The organism is Myxococcus sp. AS-1-15 (genome assembly GCF_020037055.1).
GTDB lineage: Bacteria > Myxococcota > Myxococcia > Myxococcales > Myxococcaceae > Myxococcus > Myxococcus fulvus.
Genome location: NZ_JAIQDF010000001.1, coordinates 1201532 through 1221464, shown reverse-complemented (window position 1 = coordinate 1221464; position 19933 = coordinate 1201532). Strand labels below are relative to the sequence as shown.

General features: G+C 69.2%; 12 protein-coding genes and 1 pseudogene. 9 read left to right on the top strand and 4 right to left on the bottom strand.

Features of this window, described 5'->3' with window-relative positions:
• The first annotated feature begins 38 nt into the window (after nucleotides 1-38).
• Both K8625_RS05005 and K8625_RS05000 read left to right on the top strand, forming a co-directional pair.
• The gene (locus K8625_RS05005; RefSeq protein ID WP_223781970.1) at nucleotides 39-3911 is read left to right on the top strand and encodes a G8 domain-containing protein; all 3873 of its coding nucleotides are present in this window, start codon (nucleotides 39-41) and stop codon (nucleotides 3909-3911) included.
• A gap of 386 nt (nucleotides 3912-4297) precedes the next feature.
• A complete protein-coding gene (locus tag K8625_RS05000; protein WP_223745419.1) occupies nucleotides 4298-4957 on the top strand; it encodes a pentapeptide repeat-containing protein in 660 nt (219 codons plus the stop codon).
• 4 nt (nucleotides 4958-4961) lie between these two features.
• Here the strand turns inward: K8625_RS05000 and K8625_RS04995 are convergent, their stop codons facing one another.
• Nucleotides 4962-5894, bottom strand: coding sequence for a serine hydrolase domain-containing protein (locus tag K8625_RS04995; RefSeq protein WP_223781969.1), 933 nt, complete (start codon nucleotides 5892-5894; stop codon nucleotides 4962-4964).
• A 192-nt stretch (nucleotides 5895-6086) separates the two neighbouring features.
• On the opposite strand from K8625_RS04995, the gene K8625_RS04990 reads away from it, so the two are divergent.
• The 5 genes and pseudogenes from K8625_RS04990 to K8625_RS04970 all read left to right on the top strand — a co-directional run bounded on the left by K8625_RS04990 (nucleotide 6087) and on the right by K8625_RS04970 (nucleotide 12832).
• On the top strand, nucleotides 6087-7544 hold the full coding sequence (locus tag K8625_RS04990; RefSeq protein ID WP_223781968.1) for a VCBS repeat-containing protein: 1458 nt from the start codon (nucleotides 6087-6089) through the stop codon (nucleotides 7542-7544).
• Between the two features lie 170 nt (nucleotides 7545-7714).
• A pseudogene (locus tag K8625_RS44375) lies at nucleotides 7715-7951 on the top strand (DUF6531 domain-containing protein); the annotation flags it as partial.
• Between the two features lie 262 nt (nucleotides 7952-8213).
• Nucleotides 8214-9989 (top strand): hypothetical protein, encoded by a 1776-nt coding sequence (locus tag K8625_RS04980; RefSeq protein WP_223781967.1) that lies wholly within the window; start codon nucleotides 8214-8216, stop codon nucleotides 9987-9989.
• 28 nt (nucleotides 9990-10017) lie between these two features.
• Nucleotides 10018-11148, top strand: a complete 1131-nt coding sequence (locus K8625_RS04975; RefSeq protein ID WP_223781966.1) for a cysteine desulfurase family protein — start codon at nucleotides 10018-10020, stop codon at nucleotides 11146-11148.
• Between the two features lie 100 nt (nucleotides 11149-11248).
• Nucleotides 11249-12832 (top strand): hypothetical protein, encoded by a 1584-nt coding sequence (locus K8625_RS04970; RefSeq protein ID WP_223745413.1) that lies wholly within the window; start codon nucleotides 11249-11251, stop codon nucleotides 12830-12832.
• 58 nt (nucleotides 12833-12890) lie between these two features.
• Here the strand turns inward: K8625_RS04970 and K8625_RS44095 are convergent, their stop codons facing one another.
• Nucleotides 12891-14993: a S8 family serine peptidase gene (locus K8625_RS44095; RefSeq protein WP_370640296.1), complete on the bottom strand. Its 2103-nt coding sequence runs from the start codon at nucleotides 14991-14993 to the stop codon at nucleotides 12891-12893.
• A gap of 399 nt (nucleotides 14994-15392) precedes the next feature.
• Between K8625_RS44095 and K8625_RS04960 the strand changes: the two genes are divergently transcribed.
• On the top strand, nucleotides 15393-16058 hold the full coding sequence (locus tag K8625_RS04960) for a hypothetical protein (protein ID WP_223781965.1): 666 nt from the start codon (nucleotides 15393-15395) through the stop codon (nucleotides 16056-16058).
• Nucleotides 16059-16112: 54 nt separating this feature from the next.
• Here the strand turns inward: K8625_RS04960 and K8625_RS04955 are convergent, their stop codons facing one another.
• Nucleotides 16113-17159, bottom strand: a complete 1047-nt coding sequence (locus K8625_RS04955; protein ID WP_223745852.1) for a type IV pilus twitching motility protein PilT — start codon at nucleotides 17157-17159, stop codon at nucleotides 16113-16115.
• Nucleotides 17160-17371: 212 nt separating this feature from the next.
• Here K8625_RS04955 and K8625_RS04950 point away from each other — a divergent pair, with 212 nt between their 5' ends.
• Complete coding sequence (locus K8625_RS04950) at nucleotides 17372-19123, top strand: NBR1-Ig-like domain-containing protein (RefSeq protein ID WP_223745411.1); 1752 nt, start codon at nucleotides 17372-17374, stop codon at nucleotides 19121-19123.
• A 25-nt stretch (nucleotides 19124-19148) separates the two neighbouring features.
• Here the strand turns inward: K8625_RS04950 and K8625_RS04945 are convergent, their stop codons facing one another.
• On the bottom strand, nucleotides 19149-19883 hold the full coding sequence (locus tag K8625_RS04945) for a PaxA (protein WP_223745410.1): 735 nt from the start codon (nucleotides 19881-19883) through the stop codon (nucleotides 19149-19151).
• Nucleotides 19884-19933 lie beyond the last annotated feature (50 nt).

Sequence of the window (19933 nt, the reverse complement as noted above, 5' to 3'; positions counted from 1 at the left end):
ATAGATTTACATCACTGTTTATCCTGGCAGTGACCTGCATGTCCGCGCAGGCGTTCGCCGCGACGCTGAGCTCCGCGTCCTCCACCGTCTTCACCTTCCCCAATGGGACGTTCGAAATCCCGGCGCTCGCGGCCTCGCCGGGCTACCAGTACGCCCCGGCGGGCTCGGGCTGGACGTTCGTCGATGGCGCGGGCCTCACGCGCAACGGCACCGCCTTCACGTCGGGCAACCCCAGCGCGCCGCAGGGCGCCCAGGTGCTGCTGCTGCAGGGCGTGGCCTCAGCCTCGCGGGCGGTCAACATCCCCGCCGGCTACTACGTCTTCAGCTTCGCCGCCGCGCAGCGCGGCAACATTCCGAGCACGCAGCGGGTGGAGCTGCGAGTCAACGGCGCCACGGTGCTGGGCGTCACGCCCGCGGGCAGCACGTACCAGCGCTTCACCACGGGCCCGGTGCTGCTGGGCTCGGGCGCGCACACGGTGGCGATGCACGGCACCAATCCGCAGGGCACCGACAGCACCGCCTTCGTGGACGACCTCACGGCGACGCGCGTGCGGGACATCGTCATCAGCGGCTTCGAGTCCCCCGCCCTGCCCGCCTCGCCCGGCTACGCCTACACCCCCACGGGAGGCCCGTGGTCCATCAACCCGGGCGCGGGCCTGGCCCGTAACGGCAGCGCCTTCACGGTCTCCAATCCCAACGCGCCCGAAGGGAGCCAGGTGCTCTTCCTCCAGGGAGACTCCTCCGCGTCGACGTCGGTCAACATCCCCATCACGGGCCACTACCGCCTGCGCGTCAGGGCCGCGGCGCGCGCCAACAGCCCCACGATGCCTCCCGCGAAGAACCTCCTCGTCAGCGTGGCCGGCACCCAGGTCGGCGAGTTCCGCCTGACGGCGACGCAGTACGTCGAGCAGGTGTCCATGCCCATCTACCTCGCCGCGGGGGCCACCGTGGTGAGCCTGGCGGGCCTGGACACGGCGGGCGGCGACCACACGGCGCTGGTGGATGACCTGCGGATGGAGCTGGTCCACGACTGGAGGGACCCGCAGGTCTGGGGCGGCGCGGTGCCTGGACCGAACGACACCGCCACCGTGGGGGCCGGCAGCGCCGTGTGCCTCCGGGGCTCCGTCAGCACGACGTCCATCACCGTCGGAGGGGAGCTGCTCGGCGTCCAGAACCAGGGCTTCGACGTCACCACGCGCTACGTGATGGTGATGGGCAGCGGCGCGAAGCTCGAGGTGGGGCAGGAGCTGACGCCCTTCCCCAACGCGGGCGTGTTCACGCTCGTCGGCGCGCCGGCCGACCCCGACGTCATGGGCATGGGCAACAAGTTCCTCGGCGCCATGAGCTCCGGCGTCATCCGGCTCCACGGCGAGGAGCGCGTGAGCTGGTCCCAGCTCGGCGCGAACGCGGCCGCGGGGAGCACCTCCCTCCTCCTCAAGCAAGCGGTGGACTGGCGCGTGGGAGACACCCTGGTCGTGGTCTCCAGCCACCTGAACCCGAACGAGGCGGAGAAGCGGACCATCACCGGCCTGTCGGAGGGGAACACCCGGGTGGCGCTGTCGAGCCCGCTCACCTTCGCGCATACCGGCGTGGTGAAGACCTATACCCAGGGCTCGCGCACGTGGACGGCGGATCTGCGCGCGCAGGTGGGCCTGCTCACCCACAACCTCAAGGTCCAGGGAGATGCCGCCTCCACGGCCACCCGACACGGGGGCCATGTCATGGTCATGACCGACGCGGCCGCGTACATCAGCGGCGTCGAGCTGTACAACATGGGCCAGAAGAAGCTGCTCGGCCGCTATCCGTTCCACTGGCACATGCTCGGAGCAGCGGGGGCGGGCCAGTACTTCAAGAACTCCAGCATCCACCAGTCCTACAACCGGGCCATCACCATCCACGGCACGGAGAGCACGCTGGTGGAGAACAACTTCTTCCATGACCACGTCGGGCACGGCGTGTTCCTGGAGGACGGCAGCGAGCGCTTCAACGTCATCAAGAAGAACGTGACGCTGCTCACCCGGCGCCCCGCGCCCGGCGACCAGCTGACGCCCTCCGACAACGAGTTCGTACAGCTCCAGAACCGCACGCCCGCCAGCTATTGGATCACCAACCCGCAGAACACGTTCGAGGACAACGTCGCCGCGGGGACCGAGGGCACGGGGTTCTGGTTCGCCTTCCCCAAGAAGCCCATGGGGCAGTCCGCGACCGATGGGCGCTTCAGCAGCATGGAGCCCTGGCGGCTGCCGATGATTTCGTTCAAGGGCAACAGCGCGCACAGCACCGGCTCCGGGTTCGACATCTTCGACGGGCTGTCCCCCACCCACGCCATCCAGCCCAACCTCGGCTGGGATGACCCGGCGCTCCACCTCATCGAGGACAGCACCTGGTACGCGAATGACCTGGCCATCTACACCGGCATCGGCGCGGGCGGCCCGTCCGACAACCTGGTCTTCCGCAACAACATCTTCGTCGACAACCACACCGCGGCGATGATGGCCAGCTACAGCACCATCGACCAGAGCCTGTTCGTGGCGAACTCCGGTGAGTCGCTCTACACTGGAGCGCAGCATGCCTACCGGGTGTACGACGGCGCGGGCCAGGTCCGGGACTCGCACTTCGTCGGCTGGAACGCGGCCAACGCCAACCTCCTCATCAACACCGGCGCCGCCATCAAGCACCCCAACCACCTGTTCACCGGGAACACGGTGTCGCCGGCGGGGACGCCGCGCATCAGCCTGGGCAACTACGACCTGACGCCCAAGGCGAACACCGACGCCAACGACAACGAGCACCCGCGCTTCTGGTCCATCGCGCTGCGCGACCTCACGGGCGGCATCAGCGGCAAGCCGAACACCACCATCGTCTCCAGCCATCCCTTCATGCGCGTGGGCGACGAGTTCCGTCCCGCGAACTGGGAGAACGCGTACCGCAGCGACCACCGCTTCGTGCTGTCGCGACTCACCTATGGCGTGTCCTTCGAGCAGACGCCCGACGTCGCCGTCACCCGGGAGAAGGTGGGGACGCCCACCGCGCACGTCTATTACATCCACGGCTATCGGGAGTGGCACCAGCTCCCGTTCCTGGTGAACGAGGGCTTCGAGTACACGTATGCCTATGCGTCCCTGCCCTCCGTGAGGACGGTGGCGATGAACATGGAGGACGCCAGCGTGGGCGACACCTACGTCGCCCGGTTCAAGGACTTCGGGAAGCTGGGGGGCCTGGGTGTCGCGTCGTCGCAAGCGGGCTTCGGCTCGCGCACCTCGCTGGCCAACCTGCGGGCCTCGGCCAACTCCGCGTACTTCGTGCAGCAGGGCGGGGACCTGTACATCAAGGCGGTGGCCACCGGGAGGGCGCAGAACTTCGTCATCCACTGGAGCACGGACTTCGCGGTGCCGCCGCTCGACACGGACGGGGACCAGATGTCGGACGCCGCCGAAATCGTCGCGGGTCGCCACCCGTTCGACGCGGGAGACCTGGGCGCCGAGTTCAACGCGGCGGGGGACGTCGAGGGCTGGAGCGCATCCGCGAACGTCTCCGGGCTCGCCGTCACGGGGGGCGTGCTGACCGGGACGGGCTCGGGCACCGGCGACGCGCAGGTGGTGAACACCGCCTATCACTTCCGCGCCAGCCGCGTGGCGAAGGTCCAGGTGCGGATGCGCGCGACGCAGAACACCACGCTGGAGCTCTTCTTCGCCACGGCCACCCTGCCCGGCTTCTCCGGCACGCGCGCGACGAGCACCGTCTACACCGGCAACGGCGCGTACCAGACGCTCACCTTCGAGGTGGCGGGACATGTCGACTGGACGGGCACCATCACCGACCTGCGCCTGGACCCGGTGAGCAGCGTGGGAAACCCGTTCGACATCGACTGGATTCGCGCCGTGCCCGCGCCCGGCGTCACCCGGGACTGAGCCGGACCGGGTGACGCGCGGTTTTCTTCGCCTTGCGCGTCACGAAATCGGACGTGGGGGGTGCCCCGGGAAGGGCCTTGTCGCGCACGGTGGGGCGTCGCCGTGCGAGGGGAAGTCCCGGGATGCACCGCCGGCCACCCTGCGCTCGCGAGGACCGACAGCGCGGCCACCAGGAGGCCCTCCCCGGCTGTTTTCCGAGGGGTGTCTGGCCATGTCGCGCGTCACCTCGCGCGCGGTGGGAAGGGGGTCATCAATCCCGTCGTCGCCCTTGGAGGGAGCGTGCATGATGAACGCGCGCCCCGCCCGGCTCGTCGAGGAGGTGCTCCGCGTGTGGGCGGGGCACGCTCCAGGCTCGCGTGTGGTGGCGGGTCGAGGAGACAGCGGACATGACGACGGAGCGCGGGATGGACACGGAGGTGGTGGAGCGGCTCGTGCGCGAGGAGTCGTTCGCGAACGAGACCTTCGTGGGGCTCGACCTGCAGGGCGTGGTGCTGACCGACAAGGAGTTCTATCGCTGCACGTTCGAGAACTGTCAGCTCCAGGAGAGCCGGTGGAAGGGCTCGCGGCTGGAGAACTGCGCGGTGCGCGGCAGCAACCTCACGCGGGCGCAGATGCCCTCCACCGCGCTCCGGGACGTGCGCTTCGAGGGCTCGAAGCTGATGGGCATCGACTGGAGCAACCTCGCGTCGAACCCTGAGTTGGGGTTCGTGGAGTGTGGCCTGTCGTATTGCTCGTTCGTCGGGCTGAGCCTGCGGAAGACGGACTTCCTGCGCTGCATCGCGCGGGAGTCGAACTTCTATGATTCGGACCTGACGGACTCGGACTTCACCGGCACCGACCTGAGCGGCAGCAACTTCCGGGGCTGCATGCTCGCGCGCGTGGACTTCCGGGAGACGGTGGGGACGTTCCTGGACCCACAGCACAACAAGCTCAAGGACGTGAGGGTGCCAGTGGAGACGGCGGTCGCGCTCGCGCGGAACCTGGGCATGTTGGTGGCGGGCTTCCACGACGAGGCACCCAAGCGCGCGCCGAGGAAGGCCCGGTAGGGACTCAGGGGCGGCCCGCGCGCTCCAGGAGGGGCTCGAGCACCGCGGCCAGGTCTCCCATCACGTTGATGCTCCCCGTGAGGTAGCGACGTGTCTGGGGGAGGTAGAGCATGAAGCTCTGGTAGCCCGCGGTGGTGCCCAGGTGGCCGAGGGCGACGACGCCCTGGGACTCGAGCCGCATCACGCCGAGCCCGTAGCCCACCAGACGTGACTCGGGCTCGGGCGCGGACTGGAACGCGAGCATGGACTCCAGCGTCTGCTCGCGCTCGAAGAGGGCGCCCGCGCGCAGCTTCTTCCAGAAGGTGAGCAGGTCGGCGACGGTGGTCTCCAGCGCGTGGCCACCCGAGGCCCCGGCCATGGAGGGGTCGACGACGGTGAGGTCGGCCATCTCCTCATCCATGGGGACGTAGCCGCGTGCGCAGGGCGCGGGGCAGGACAGGTCTGCGGGCTCGGGCGCACGGGTGTGGGAAAGGCCCGCGCGCTCGATGACCCGCTCGCGGACGACCTCGCGCCAGCCGCGGCCCTCCACGGCGGAGAGGATTTCGCCGAGGAGCACGTAGTTCGTGTTGGAGTAGCCATATTGGGAGCCGGGAGGGAACGCCGGGGACTGCGCGCCGGAGATGCCGAGAATCTCCTCGAGCGACCAGACGTGCTCCGGGTCCATGACGATGGCCAGGTTCGTCTCTTCGGTGACCCACTCGGGGATGCCCGAGCGGTGCGCGAGCAGCATGGCCACGGTGATGGAGGAGGCGTTCGCGATGCGCGCCGTCACGCTCGCGGGCAGGTGCTGCGTCAGCGTGTCCTCCAGGGTGAGCTTGCCCTGCTCGACGGACTGGAGCACCGCGGTGGCCCGCGAGAGCATCACGAAGAGAGGGAGCGTCTGCCACGAGCGAGGACTGCTGTACTCCAGAAGTGGATGTGCATACACAAGCAACACCGCGTCGCACCAGCGATGTCACCACTCACGTGTAACCAGACCCGCCACAGTTCGAGGCGACCATGTGGCCCGGAAGGTGACACCGCAGCGAGTCCACGTTCCGTAGTCTGAGTGCACTTGCAATGGCATACCCGATGCTTCGTGGTACGAGCCCCGCGCAACCCCGCGCGGGACTTCCCCTCGAGGCTCTTCATGCAAAGGTCCGCCCCTCCCCTGCTCAGGCTGTGCACGCTCGTGCTCACGCTCGTGCTGCCCACGGTCTCCCACGCCGCGGTGGTGACGTTCTGCGCGGGAACGCTGGCGAACTCCGGCCAGAACTTCGTGAACTACAGCGGCACCTCGTCCGGGCTCGCGACGGGGATGTACCGGATGACCCTGTCACAGTCCGGCGCCTTCACCGTGCAGAACCTCCAGGCCGCCTGGAATGGCATCGCCGTGGGCGCCTTCCAGCCCATCTCCGGCTCGGCGACCGTGTCCCTGAGCGGCATCATCCCCTCCGGACTCGCGCCGGGCCAGAGCGTCACGGTGACGCTCTCCATCCAGAACATCATGGGCCAGCTCATCGACCAGAGCACCACCACGGTCGCCGTCAACGGCCAGAGCCCCGGCTGGAACAAGGTCTGGACGGCGACGAGCCAGGGCGGCGTCGCCGCCTATGCGAAGCACTATGTCGGTGACTTCGATGGCGACGGCGCCGAGGACCTGCTCGGCGTGGACACCAATGGCTGGATGACGATGTTCCACTACCGCAACGGCGACTGGCAGTGGGGCTGGAGCAACAACGGCTCCCCCAGCGCGGGCGGCGGCATCTACGACTATCGCAACAACCTGGTCATCGGTGACTTCGACGGGGACGGCAAGGACGAGGCCCTGGGGGTCGCCTCCTGGGTCACGCTGTTCCACTTCGACAACGGCACCTGGAACTGGGGCTGGAGCAGCTACGGCAGCACGTCCGACCAGCTCTTCGCCCACTCCAACGGGGGCGGTTACCTCGTCTCCGGCAACTTCGACCTGGCGGCTCCCGCCCAGAAGGATGAGCTTGTCGGCGTGAGCGCGAGCGGGTGGATCACCCTCTTCCGCCTCAACGCGGCGGGCACGGGCTGGGATTGGCTCTGGAGCACCCAGGGCAACACGGCGCATGGCATGTACGGCTACCGCCACCACCTGCGCAACGGCGGCGACACCAACGGTGACGGCAAGGAGGAGCTGCTGGGGCTCGCCAGCTGGGCGACGACCTTCCACTACGTCAACGGCGAATTCGCGTGGGGCTGGAGCACGTACGGCGCCAACCACATCGGTGGCGTGGGCTATCCGCAGGGCCCCCAGGACGCGCTCCTGACGGGCAACCTCGACTCCGTGGATGGACGGGACGAGTGGTTCTTCATCCAGGGGGGGCCGACGGCCTCCTGGGCCATCACCGAGGACTGGGCCGGCAGCGGCTTCTCCTGGAACTGGTCCAACCACAACTTCACCCCGGCCGCGCCCTTCATCGGTGACTGGCCGCTCGCGAACAACGGCGGCAGCAACGCCAGCTACCTGCTGGTCCGCGCCGTCGCCGGACAGCCCAAGCACCTGGTCGCGCGCCGCACGTTCTGCGCCCACCGCGACATGCGCATGTACGTGATTTCCAACCCCTGGGCCAACTACTGAACCAGACGCGGGACACCTGGAGCCGGGGCCCATGCGGGCCCCGGCTTCGGCTTGTTGCCCCTCCGGCGAAAGACTCATCTCGACAGTCCCAAGTAGGGGCCCGCCTGGACAACGACAAGGGAAAGGAAGAATAGTCACCCGCAAAGGCAGTCGAACCTGCGCGAGGCCCCATGAGCGCCAGTGGACGCGTCTCGGTCGGACACCCTGTGGACGTCGCGTCAGGGGTTCTCTTCAACACCTGGCTCGACTTCGCCATCCCAGGCACGCTTCCGCTCGTCTTCGAGCGATTCTATAGCACCGCGCTCATCACCCAGACCGCCGAGGCGCCGCTGGGACCCGGGTGGCGCCATGGCTTCCAACACGAGCTCCGTCAGACATTGGAGGGGTTCGCCTATCTCGACCCGCAGGGGGTCGAACACCCGCTCGAGGACTCGAAAGGCAGCTTCGACACCTGTGGCAAGCTGCTCAGCCCTGCGCATCAGATGGAGCTGCGGGGCACCCGAGACGACCTGGAACTCCAGCACTACGGCGGCCCGCATCCCCAGTGGGTCTTGCACTTCAGGCGCCGCCCCAAGTCCACGCGCTACCGATTGGAGACCCTGGGGCTCAGTCCCCAGGCCCGATTGCGCTTCGAGTACAGCTCCACGGGCCCGCTCAAGCGGGTCATCCATGCACGCTCGGGTCGCGCGCTCCGCCTCGAATCCACCCCGCAGGGCCGACGAGGGGCCGCCCTGGAGCAGGCTGCCCCGCAAGCTTCGCATCGTCTATGCCTTCACCTCGGCCCTCGCCTATGCGGACGAAACCTCCGACGCCGAAGACCCTCCTGTCTTCGAAGTGCGACCGGAGTCACCCACGCCGGTGATGTCGTGCCCCAGCTATGTGGATGCCGTGGTCCATGCCACCATCCTGTGGGTGATGTCGCTGCGCAGGGCCCTGGTGCTGCCCGGTCCCCCGTTGAAAGGACCCGCCCCCTTCGCACCGCTCTTCACCGGCCTCTGGGAGCTGGGCGATGGCGTCTGGGGATTGGGCCACGACCCACGCCACCTCCACGGCAAGCCGCCGCCTCCCCAGGCCTTGACGAACTTCGTCTTCCGCTCGTTCGCCCACTACGTCGACTTCGCCCTCTCGGTGCCCACGGAGCAGCTCCCCACCCTGGGCCCTCCCGGCTCCGGCTTCACCTTCATGACAGACGGAGGCAAGGAGCTGGAGCCCGAGCACCCCACCCTGCCAGGACTGCGAGCCTTCACCTCCCAGTCGTCCCCGCGGGAAGCGCCGCGCCATCATGCCTTCGGCATCATCGACGGGATGCATGTCTGGATATCCCGGCATCCCCCCTCCCCCACGCTCAGCGTGCTCGTGGAGGCGCAACACGGCCCCCAGATGCTGGAATGGCTCAAGGCCCACAAGGCTCGTGTCCGGCAGAAGGTTGCTCCGAACAAGGACCCCTGGGCGGGCCCCCCACCTGAAGCACCCGCGCCCTCCACACGGGCCCCTCGGAGCAAGCGCCCCGCGAAGGCCCCTGCCGTCTCTGAGGAGGCCCTGACCATCCGTCAGGAGGCGACCGGGTTGCACCAACTGCTCGCCACCCGGCTGAAGGACTTCGCGTCGTCTCGCAGGGACGTGGAGCTGGGCGACAAGGAGCCCGCCACGCTCCGCGCCTTCTGGGAACCGGTGGGCTGGTCTCCGCTCTTCGCCGGGTTCCTCGGTGAGCCGGAGCTCGCCAAGGGCCGCAAGGAAGTGAAGCGGCTGCTGACCGAGTACCGCGCCTGGAGCGACACGTTCCGGCTCGACCTCGAGGACCTCCCCAGACAGTTCCGGCTCGCCTACGAAGACCCTCAGGGCGTCGGCTTCGCCATCACCGACGAGTCGACCCATCCCGAGCGGCCCTCCATGCTCGGAATCTCGGCGGACCGGGGCACGCTGGAGCCCAGCACCCCTGACTACCTGAGCTGGGCGGGCACGCAGCTGCTCTCCCTGGCCTTCTCCGACTGGCTTCACACGACCTGGCGGAGCAAGCCTTCACCGGACCAGTTGCCAGGGGCCACCCAGCCTTTTCCCAGACTGTCTCCCGGCACCCTCCAGCTCACCGAGGACGTGTGGGCCCTCCCCTCCGAGGCCTGGTCCCAGCGTCCCGGGGAGCGACTGGTCTTCCGGACCTTCGACGCGCTCATCCCTTGGATGACCCACGCCCAGGGGCTTCAATCCCTCTCATTCGAGCCACTCCCTGGCGACAGCATCCCGCTCCGCACGAGCCCGGGTGCCAGGGAGCTTCCCGCGACGGTGAAGCACCTGCCCGGCCTGGAACCGGGACGGTCCTACCGCGCGGGCGCATGGGAAGACATGAACATCCTCCTCGAATCGAAGGGGGCCACCGTCCGACTGGCGACCTCGCCTCGTGACCATGAGCGCCTGTCCATCCTCGTGAAGGAGCGCGGCTGGCGTTGACGGCGGGGCGGCGCGATAGAGTCACGGCATGACGTACCTGGACCACGCGGCCTCCACGCCCGTGTATGAAGCCGCACTGGAAGCCATGTTGAGCGTGATGCGCGAGGGCGCAAGCAACCCCTCCTCCGTGCACGCGGCGGGACGCAAGGCCCGCGCCGCGCTGGACCAGGCCCGCATCGAGGTGTCCAGCTACCTGGGCTGCCTCCACGCCGAGCTGCGGTGGGAAGCCAGCGGCTCGGCCGCGCTGGGACGCGCCTTGCGCTCGGCCCTGTCCCTCTGCTCGGGCCCCCTCGTCTCCAGTCGCCTGGAGCACCCCGCCGTACGAAACGTCGTCGAGGAAGCCGAGTCCTCCGGCCGTGAGGTGCGCTGGCTGTCCCAGCCGGGCGGAAGCCTGACGCCCACCGTCGCCGCTCCGCTGCTCGAGGGCGCCGCCGTGGTGGCCCTGTCCGCGATGAACCAGGAGCTGGGCACCGCCCCCGACCTCGCGCCGCTGCTGGCGCTGGCTCCCAGCGCCTGGTGGGTGGTGGACGCGGTGCAGGCGGCGGCCTGGAGAGACCTCCGCCCCCTGCTCGCGCCTCGCGTCTTCCTCGCCTGCGCCTCCCAGAAGCTCGGAGGACCTCCGGGTGTCGCGGTGCTGCGCGTGCCTCGCGAGCTGGCCTTCGCTCCCGCGGGCCGACGCGAGCCGCGCTTCCCCGAAGCCCCCGGGACACCGCCCTGGATTGCCGCCATCGGCATGGGCGCGGCCTGCCGCGTCCGCGCCCCTGCCCTGCGCGAAGGACTGCCGCGAGCGAGGGCCCAGGCGGAGCGGCTGCTCGCGGGGCTCCAGCGAAGCTGCCCGGACCTCGTCCACAACACGGGGCCCGACTGGGTGGGCCCCATCCTGGATGTCTCGGTGCCTGGCGTGGAGGCACGCAGGATGGAGACCGCGCTCGACCTGCGCGGCCTGTGCGTGGCGAGGACCTCCGCGTGTCAGCAGGCGCGCGTGGTGGCCTCTCCCGTGGTGGCCGCCGCGTTCCCCGGGGCGCCATGGCGCGCGGACTCCGCCCTGCGCTTCAGCCTGGGACTCCAGACCTCCGAGGAGGACCTCGACGCCGCGCTGGAGGCCTGGAGCTCGGCCCTGTCGGAGCTCCGCCCCGCGACGTCCACCGGGAGCACATGAAGTCCCGCACGCGCCGGTGAGGGGAATTCCGGGCGAGCTCCGTTCAGGGACAAGGGACGAGCCCATTCCGGGCACCTTCCCCGAGAAGGAGCTTCCGTCCATGTCGCCGATTCCATCCCGGCGTCTCGCGCTCGTGTGTCTCTCGTTGGTGGCCGCCACGGCCTGCATGACCGGCCCGCACAACGGCACCACCACCGGGGACCCGGTGATTGGCGAGACCTTCCGGTTCGAGGGCTACTACCCCGAACCCAACATCCCCATCTCGCTCCAGGTCATGAACAATCCAGGCCTGGACCCGACCCTGGACTCCAACTGGACCCAGTTCGCCACGGCGACGACGGTCACCACCCCCACCTCGTTCAACAGCACCGACCCGCTCTTCCACTGGAGCGTCACCGCCGCGCCGGTGCCGCACATCGGCTTCTCGCTGCGCTGGTCCACCGGCGGCCTGGTGAAGGTGCGCGCGGTGGCCAAGGACCCCGACGGCGACACCACGCTCTACACCTTCGACGACATCACCTACCCGGACTGCTTCGCCGCCAACGTCAACGAGCCCTGGAACGTGCTCGGCACCGAGTGCCAGGGCGTGGGCCTCAACCGCTCCGCGCTGGTCTCCACCCGCAACAGCCCCGTCGACGCGGCCCCGGGCGCGCGCACGGTGTTCCTGGGCAAGAAGCAGAGCAACCTCCCGAGCGCGGCCGCGGAGGAGGCGGAGACGCTGCAGTACTACGCGCAGATCCAGGCGCCCGCGACGCTCGCCGCCTTCCGCACGAAGTTCGGCTTCCCCAACAGCGAGGTCACCGCGACCTACTACAACGACGGCGACCTGGGGATTGGCCGGGAGATGCACTGCCGCTCCTTCCCCGTGCCGTCGCAGCCCAATGGCGTCGCCTGCTACGTGAGCAACTACGCCGAGCAGCTCAACGGCGTGCCCGTCTTCGGCGGCAGCTCCGCCATCGCGCTCGCGGACGCGGTGAGCCGGACGAACGAGTTCGCCACCGTGGCCATGGTCTTCACCCCGCCCGCGAACACCGCCAACAGCGTCCAGTTCATGGTGTACGACGCCCAGGGCGCGCTGGCCCCCAAGGCGCAGCTCGACAACGCGGCCGACAACACCTTCGTGCCCGGCAACTGCCTGACGTGCCATGGCATCCGGGCGACGTACAACCCGGTCAACAACTCCGTGTCCGGCCAGGCGAAGTTCCTGCCCTTCGACGTCTTCAGCTTCCGGTACTCCAACGCCCCGGGCTTCACCTACGCCGAGCAGGCCAACGCGCTGCGCTCCCTCAACGACCTCATCACCAGGACCTCGCCCACGGCGGCCATCACCGACTTCATCACCGGCATGTACGCGCCCAAGGCGGTGAGCGACGTGACGGCGATGGCCAATGACACCTACGTGCCCCCTCAGTGGAAGCAGACGAAGCAGAAGGGACTGGCGCTCTACAACGGCGTCGTGAAGCCCTACTGCCGCACCTGCCACATGTCCGCGGGGGACGGCAGCGCGTTCCTCGACCAGGCCGTCTTCGAGGCGTACGCGCCCATCATCAAGACGGAGGTCTGCGGCTCGGGCACCACGCGCACCATGCCCCAGGCGGAGCACGTGATGCGCAAGTTCTGGAAGAGCGGCGCGCGCGCCTACCTCGACCTGGGCCTGGACCTGCAATCCCACTGCAGGCCGTAGCGCCCACACGCCCCGCTCCGGAAGGCACCGTCCCTCCGGAGCGGAGGTGTCACAGGGACTACGGCCCCGTCAGCCGGCTGAAGGTGAACGACGGGCGGTTCCACGTCCCACCCGGGAAGCTCAGCGACAGGGACGAGGACACGGCGCCGGGCGCTCCCACCGAGCCGGAGACGGAGAGCGTGCCCACGGGGATGGACGACGTGGACGGCGTGCCGCCGCAGCCCGGGCAGAGGTTCGTGCCGGTGACATATGTCAGCGGGAACGACAGCGTCGTATACGGGCTGGTCGCCACGCCCTGCACCCACACGGGCGTGCTGCCCTGATAGACGGTGACGTTGGCGAAGTGGGTGTTGCCCATGCTGTGGACCGTGGCGCCCCAGCCGGACTCGGTCGCCTGGTACCAGGCCCCCGTCAGGTTCATCACCGGCGTGCCGCTGGCGAACGCGAAGAACTGCACCGGCTCACTGCCCGACAGCGCCCCCAGGCTCCAGTGGAAGGTCCACGCTCCGGCGCTGTGCGTGAAGCGCATGCCGCCCACCGTCGTCAGCGTCGCGCTCGAGCCATTCCACGACGCGCGCAGCAAAGCTCCCCGCCACTCGCCGGGCTCGGCCTGCAGGTGGCTCACGTACCAGATGGGGGTGCCCGAGGCAGTGTACGTGTACCAGGTGACGTAGAGCGCGTCGGGCGCGGTGTGCTGGATGTCCAGCCCGTTGCCCGGGCGCGAGGCGTTGTACCAGGTGCCCTGCTGGGGGCGCGGCGGCAGGTTCGTGTAGACGGCCGCGGCCGCGTTGATGAGGCCGGAGCCGCAGTGGGAGCCACAGCCCGGAACCAGCGTCGCCGTGCTCCTGAGGCGCGCGGCGACCTGCGCGGGGGTCATGGACGGCTTCTGCGACAGGATGAGCGCCGCGAGGCCCGCCACGTGCGGCGCCGCCATGGACGTCCCGCTCAGGTAGCGGTGGCAGTAATCCCCTGTCAGCAGCGCGCCGTGCGGCTTGCCGATGGCCCAGGGCGCGACAATCTGGTCCGTGCCCGAGTACGGGTCCCACGTGTTGGGGTCATTGGCGGGACAGCCGATGCCCTCGCCGAAGAAGCCGGAGCTGGCGGTGCCGCCCGGCGCCATCAGGTCCACCCGGGAGCCCCCGTTGCTCCACGCCGCCCGCGTGTTCGTCTTCGTGGTGGCGCCCACGGCGAGCACGCCGTTGCAGGAGGCCGGCGTGACGTTCGCGGCCTGGAAGCCCTGCACGCCGTCATTGCCCGCGGCGGCCACCACCACCACGTTCCTGGAGACGGCGTAGCTCACCGCGCTCTGGATGTCGGGATAGTTCGAGCAGGGATAGATGGCGGAGGGATTGCCGGCGTCATACGCCGTGCCGAAGCTCATGTTGATGACGCGCGCGCCGTGGTCCGCCGCGTACCGGATGGCCTCGTCCACGGTGGCCAGGGTGACGCCGTTGCCCGTGTTGGAGACCTTGACGGGCATGAGCTGACAGCCCCAGCAGATGCCCGCCCCGCCCACGCCGTTGTTCGCGCGCGCCGCGAGGATGCCCGCCACGTGGACGCCGTGGTGGTAGGTGTTCGTGTCGTAGGGGTCCGCGTCCCCCTCGCCGAAGTCGTAGCCCGGGGTCCACGCGCCCTGCAGGTCGGGGTGGTCCAGCCGGCCCGTGTCCAGCACGGCGATCTTCACGTTGCCCGTGACGGTGTTCCACGCCGAGGGCAGGCCGATGGCCGGGGCGTTCCACTGCAGCGGGTAGAGCGGGTCCGACGGCGTGGCGAAGAACTCCAGGTACAGGTTCTCGTGCGCGTACTCCACGCCCGGGTCCTCGCGCAGCGCGGCGATGGCCTCCAGCGTGCGCGCCTCCTCCTCCGCGATGGACGCCGCCGGGCGCCCCGCCTCCGGCTCCAATGACATCACCACCGCGCCACTCGAGAGCGCCTGGACGTGCGTGGAGCGGAACCCTCGCACGGTGGGGAGCGCGTCACCGGAGAGGCCCCGGACCGAGTCCTTGAGCTTCACGATGGCCTGCCCCGGGACGAAGCGTCGCTTCGCGGCGCTCGGGGCCGGCGGCGCCTCCGGGGGCGCGGCGGGTTCGGCGCCACAGGCGCTCCACAAGAGGGATGTCAGCATCAGCGGGACAAGACACACGCGTGCCAGGTTCGTCACTCGACCTCCACTGAGAGGGGATGGAAGAGACACCAAGCCAGACGGACACGACGTGGGTCAACCCCGCGCCAGGGTGGAAATCCTTATCATCCAGAGCAGGGCCCCTCACCCCGAACGGGGCATGGCACGTCCCAGGTCGCGTCCAATCACAGCCATCCGCCCATCCCTCAAGTCGCGCCCCCCCGAGGGGCGGCGCCCCGGTCAAGCCGTGCTTCGGCGTGAGGCCTCCCGGGTCTGTTCCACGGCGGCCAGGAGCGCCACCTTCGCTACGGCGAGGTGACACACCGTCACCTCGGAACTCGGGAGAACATGCATCCAGCACCTTGTCGCGGCACCGGTTCTCTCGCAGGCTGAGCCACGCAATACCCATCTTCAGACACCCTCCAAGGAGCAGCGGCGATGAACGTTCGCGGTTCGATGTGGATTCTGGGTTGTGGCATCCTGCTCTCATGCGGGGCTCCGATGCAGGACGAGGAAGCGGAACCGCTCGCCACGCGGAGAGAGGGGCTGTCCCAGGTCTTCACCCAGCAGGTGGACTTCACCGCGGCCACCGGGGCCACCTTGCTGCCATTCCCCGTGAATGCGTTCGACGCGTACCCCGACCATCCGTCGGGCGCCGCCTCCAGTTGCGTGCGGACGCCGCCGGGGGTCGACCTGCCGTGGGGCGCCAGCGCGCCCACCGTCAACGTCCTGGCGCCCCGCGCCAGCACGAACAACTGGCTCTGCTTCGTCGGGCCCGGCTGGAACCACAACAACACCAACCCCCTCCCCGTGAAGCCCACCCTCATCGTCAACGGCGAGGACGACTTCGAGCTGGCCTTCCTCAGGCCCGTCTCGGCGGTGGGACTGGAGTTGCTCACCAACCATCGGGCGGTGCACAAGGTGACGTTGACCTTCACGGACGCCACCCAGGAGGTCATCGAGGACGCGGCCCTCGACACGAACACCCACACCTTCGAGTTCGTGGGCTTCCAGTCGAGCAAGCCCATCCGGTCCCTCTTCGTCGACACGACGGGTGGCGCCTCCGAGAACGAAGGCATCGCCGCCATCTGGACCGCGCCCTGAGGTCCACTCCAGCGCCCGGAGCCACCCCGCTCCGGGCGCTGCCGCGCACGGCCGTCAATCGAACTCGAGCGCCCGCTGGAAGTCGGCGGGGTTGGAGGCCGCGCTCTGCGCCGTCTCCAGGGTGATGATGCCCTCGCGGTACAGCTGCGTCAGGTGCTGGTCGAAGGACTGCATGCCGAACATGTCGCGGCCCTTCTCGATGACATCCTTGAGCTCGCTGGCGCGGTCATCCCGGATGTACTGCTCCACCGTCTTGGTCTGCACCATGATCTCCAGCGCCACCGTGCGGCCCTTGCCGCTGGCGCGGGGCAACAGGCGCTGGGAGATGGTCCCCTTGAGGCAGTCCGCCAGGCGCATGCGCACCATGGTCTGCTCCTCGGCGGGGAACACCGACACCAGGCGGTTGATGGTGCGCGAGGCGTCCGTGGTGTGCACCGTGGAGAGCACCAGGTGGCCCGTCTCCGAGGCCTTCAGCGCGATGTCGATGGTCTCCGTGTCGCGCATCTCGCCCACCAGGATGACGTCCGGGTCCTGGCGCAGCGCCGCGCGCAGGGCGATGGCGAAGCCCTTGGTGTCCGGGCCGATCTCCCGCTGGGAGATGGAGGACTTGATGTTCTTGTAGATGAACTCGATGGGGTCCTCGATGGTGAGGACGTGCAGGTTCTCCGTGCGGTTGATGTGGTCGATCATCGACGCCAGCGTGGAGCTCTTGCCCGAGCCCGTCGCGCCCGTCACCAGCACCAGCCCGCGCTCGTTGCCTGCGATCTTCTTGAGCACCTGCGGCAGGCCCAGCCCGTCGATGGTGGGAATCTCATCCGGGATGATGCGCAGGATGCACGCCAGCGAGCCGCGCTGCCGGTAGATGTTGACGCGGAAGCGCGCGACCCCCGGGAGGCTGTACGAGGCGTCGCACTCCTGCAGCTGGTCGATCTGCGGCTTGATGGCCGGGTCGGAGATGACGTGGATGGCCACCTGGCGGGTGTGGTCCGCGTGGAGCTTCTCCATCTTCAGCGGGCGCAGCACGCCGTTCACCCGGTAGATGGGCGGGTCGCCGGGCCTGAAGTGGATGTCCGAAGCGCCGTTCTGTACGCCAACCGTCAGGAGCTTGTTCAGTGTTGCCAGGTCCAGGTGAAGACCTCTCGGATGTGGAAGGCTTTGACTCTAGGCGAACCCGCAAACCCTGCCCACGGTGGGCATCGGTGCGCGCCAGACGCCCTTGTCAGCGCTGACCCGCCTGGGTTGGGGAAGATTTCAAGGCCTCGCCCTTCCCGAATGATTGCCCAGACACCCCGCCCTCCCCTGGAGCCCCTCGCATGAGAAGCCTTCAACGCCTCACTTCACCTGCCCTCGTGGCGGGACTCCTCCTGCTCAAAGCCACGCCCGTGCTCGCCCAATCCCTGCACTCCGAGCGCGGAGGACTCCACACCAGTCCGCTCGCCCATCGCGCATCCCTCACCGCGACGACGCTGGACCCGCTGCGCTCGCTGGCCATCTCCGACCACGCCACCGTGTCGCCCATCACCGCGCGCCGCGTGTTCGAGCAGCTCGTGCGGCAGGCCGGGGGTACGGGCTTCACCGCGGAGCAGCTCTTCCGCCAGCTCTGGGACACGCAGAACCCCGCGCCCGGCCAGCCGGACCTTCCCGGAGGTCCCCATTGCTCCGACGACGGGAACACCGTCAACGGCGCGCCCTATCCCTGCCGGACCCTCGAGGGCACCGAGGCGAGCACCACGACGGCCGCGCTCGACCGGTATGTGCTCGTGGGCCTCTTCAACCGCTTCGACCTGGCCCCGGTGGACGGCGCCCACTGCGGCGAGTACCGCATGTCCTTCGCGCGGTTCGTCCCGGCCCCGCAGGTGCGCTCCCGCAACCGCTTCATCCTGGAGGGCGCGCTCCCCAATCCCTCACCCGAGCTGGGGCTGGAGGGTTGCCGTCCGGTAGCCCAGGCGTGGGCAGCACTCTCCACCCTGGAGGACGCCGCCGAGCGGCGGGCGCTCTTGGACGCGCTCTTCTTCGAGGGCCTGGCCCCGGGAATCCCGCCCGTCATCCACCCCCAACACTATGGGGACAACCCCGCGGGCCTCGGGCAGGTGCGCGTCAACATGTTCATGCAGGCGGGCATCGGCGCGCCCAACCCGTGGATGCTGCGCGAGTTCAAGCTGAAGCGGCAGTGCGACGCCACGGGCTGCACCTTGCGATTCCTCCCCACCACGGTGAAGTCGACGCCCCGGGGAGACTTCTTCAACCTCCAGAATACCCACCCCCTCGCGGTGGCCTTCCGGGACTTCTTCGTCACCCAGGTGGAGGCCCTCGCGGTGGATGACTTCAACCGCTTCAACTACGCCGTCCCGGACGTCTTCAACGCCGCGCAGAGCAGCTCCATGCCGTCCTTCGGCAGCGTGGACGACTTCCTCGCCGAGTTCGACAAGACCGCCGCGCCCACCCCCTTCACCGACGCGCTCCAGGCCGAGCTGCTGCGCATCGGCAGCCCGCTGACGCCCCGTCACCTGGTGGCCCGCGCCCAGGCGCTGTCCTGCGGCGGCTGCCACGACCTCAGCCGGGGCACGGAGCTGGGGGGAGCCCCGGGCGTCTTCCCTCTCGCCTTCCTGCGCTTCGTCCAGACGCAGGACATCCTGTCCCCACTGCCGACGCCCGGACCGGACTCGCACTACCCCCTGTCCCCGTCCCTGACGACGGCCTTCCTCCCCTTCCGCCAGCAATTGCTCGGCGCCTTCCTGGACACGCCCGCGCTGGACGCACGCGTCGTCACCACCGAAGGGGCGCTCGAGGTCCAGGCCGGCCAGCCGTTCCAGGGAACGGTGACGCTGGAGAACACCGGCACCACGGCCTGGAGCGACCGCGGCGGCCTGCGCGCCACGTCGCTCGACCAGACCGCGGACCTGGGACTCTCCCCGGGGGAAGCCATCCACCTGGGGCAGCGGAAGACGTTCGTCTTCACTCACACCGCGCCGACGTCACCGGGACGCACCACCTACCGGTGGAGGCTGCACCGCGACGGCCAGGCCTTCGGCCCACCGCTGTCCTTCACGGTCGACGTCCCCTGAGGCCCGCGCGCCAGGGGCCCCGCGCCTACTGGATGGTGATGGGGATGTTGTAGAGGAAGCACACGGGGACCTTCTGGGGCTTGTACTCCCAGCCCGACTTGAGCCCCTTGATGATGTCCTCATCCGCGCCGGGCACGGACTTCACCGGCGTGACCTCATAGACGCTGCCATTGGTGGCCACGCAGACCTTGTAGATGCCCTGCAGCGTCTGCCCCCGGTGGCCCTGCTTGAAGACCTCCGACAGGCGCGGCGCCGTCTGCCGCACCACGTCCCGCTGGATGACGAAGGGCGGGACGTTCTTGGGCTTCACCGGCTCGGCCGGCCCCGTGCCACCCACGGCACCGCCCACGACGCCGCCCACCACCCCACCCACCACGCCTCCGGCGACACCGCCCTCCACCCCACCCTCCACGCCGCCTTCCTCTGGCGCCGCGGGCTCCGGCTCGGGCTCCGGCTCCACCTCGACCGGCTTCTGCTCGACAACGGGTTTGACCTCAACCGGTTGACGCAGCTCCGTCTTGGGCTTCTTCACCTCCGTGCGGGGCGTCGTCTTGCGCGCCGCGGGGGGTGGAGGAGGCGGAGGGGGCGGAGGCGGGGCCTTGACGAGGTTGAGCACCACGTCGATGGGCTCCTCCGTCTCGAGGACCATGGGCTTCACGAACAACACCAGCGCGGCCACGACTCCGACGTGGACCGCGACGGAGAAGGCGGCGAAGCCGAGGATGCGTGAGGAATGAGGGTCGGTCTGCTGCGCGAACATGCCGGGCACGCCTTACCACAAGCCCGACAAGAGTCGTCGGGATGTAATCC

Excerpts from the sequence above, each read along its gene's own strand:
- K8625_RS04975 (WP_223781966.1), top strand. The coding sequence starts at position 10,018 with ATGACGTACCTGGACCACGCGGCCTCCACGCCCGTGTATGAAGCCGCA.
- K8625_RS04950 (WP_223745411.1), top strand. The coding sequence starts at position 17,372 with ATGAGAAGCCTTCAACGCCTCACTTCACCTGCCCTCGTGGCGGGACTC.
- K8625_RS04945 (WP_223745410.1), bottom strand. The coding sequence starts at position 19,883 with ATGTTCGCGCAGCAGACCGACCCTCATTCCTCACGCATCCTCGGCTTC.
- K8625_RS04980 (WP_223781967.1), top strand. The coding sequence starts at position 8,214 with ATGCACGCTCGGGTCGCGCGCTCCGCCTCGAATCCACCCCGCAGGGCC.
- K8625_RS05005 (WP_223781970.1), top strand. The coding sequence starts at position 39 with ATGTCCGCGCAGGCGTTCGCCGCGACGCTGAGCTCCGCGTCCTCCACC.
- K8625_RS04970 (WP_223745413.1), top strand. The coding sequence starts at position 11,249 with ATGTCGCCGATTCCATCCCGGCGTCTCGCGCTCGTGTGTCTCTCGTTG.
- K8625_RS04990 (WP_223781968.1), top strand. The coding sequence starts at position 6,087 with ATGCAAAGGTCCGCCCCTCCCCTGCTCAGGCTGTGCACGCTCGTGCTC.
- K8625_RS04960 (WP_223781965.1), top strand. The coding sequence starts at position 15,393 with ATGAACGTTCGCGGTTCGATGTGGATTCTGGGTTGTGGCATCCTGCTC.
- K8625_RS05000 (WP_223745419.1), top strand. The coding sequence starts at position 4,298 with ATGACGACGGAGCGCGGGATGGACACGGAGGTGGTGGAGCGGCTCGTG.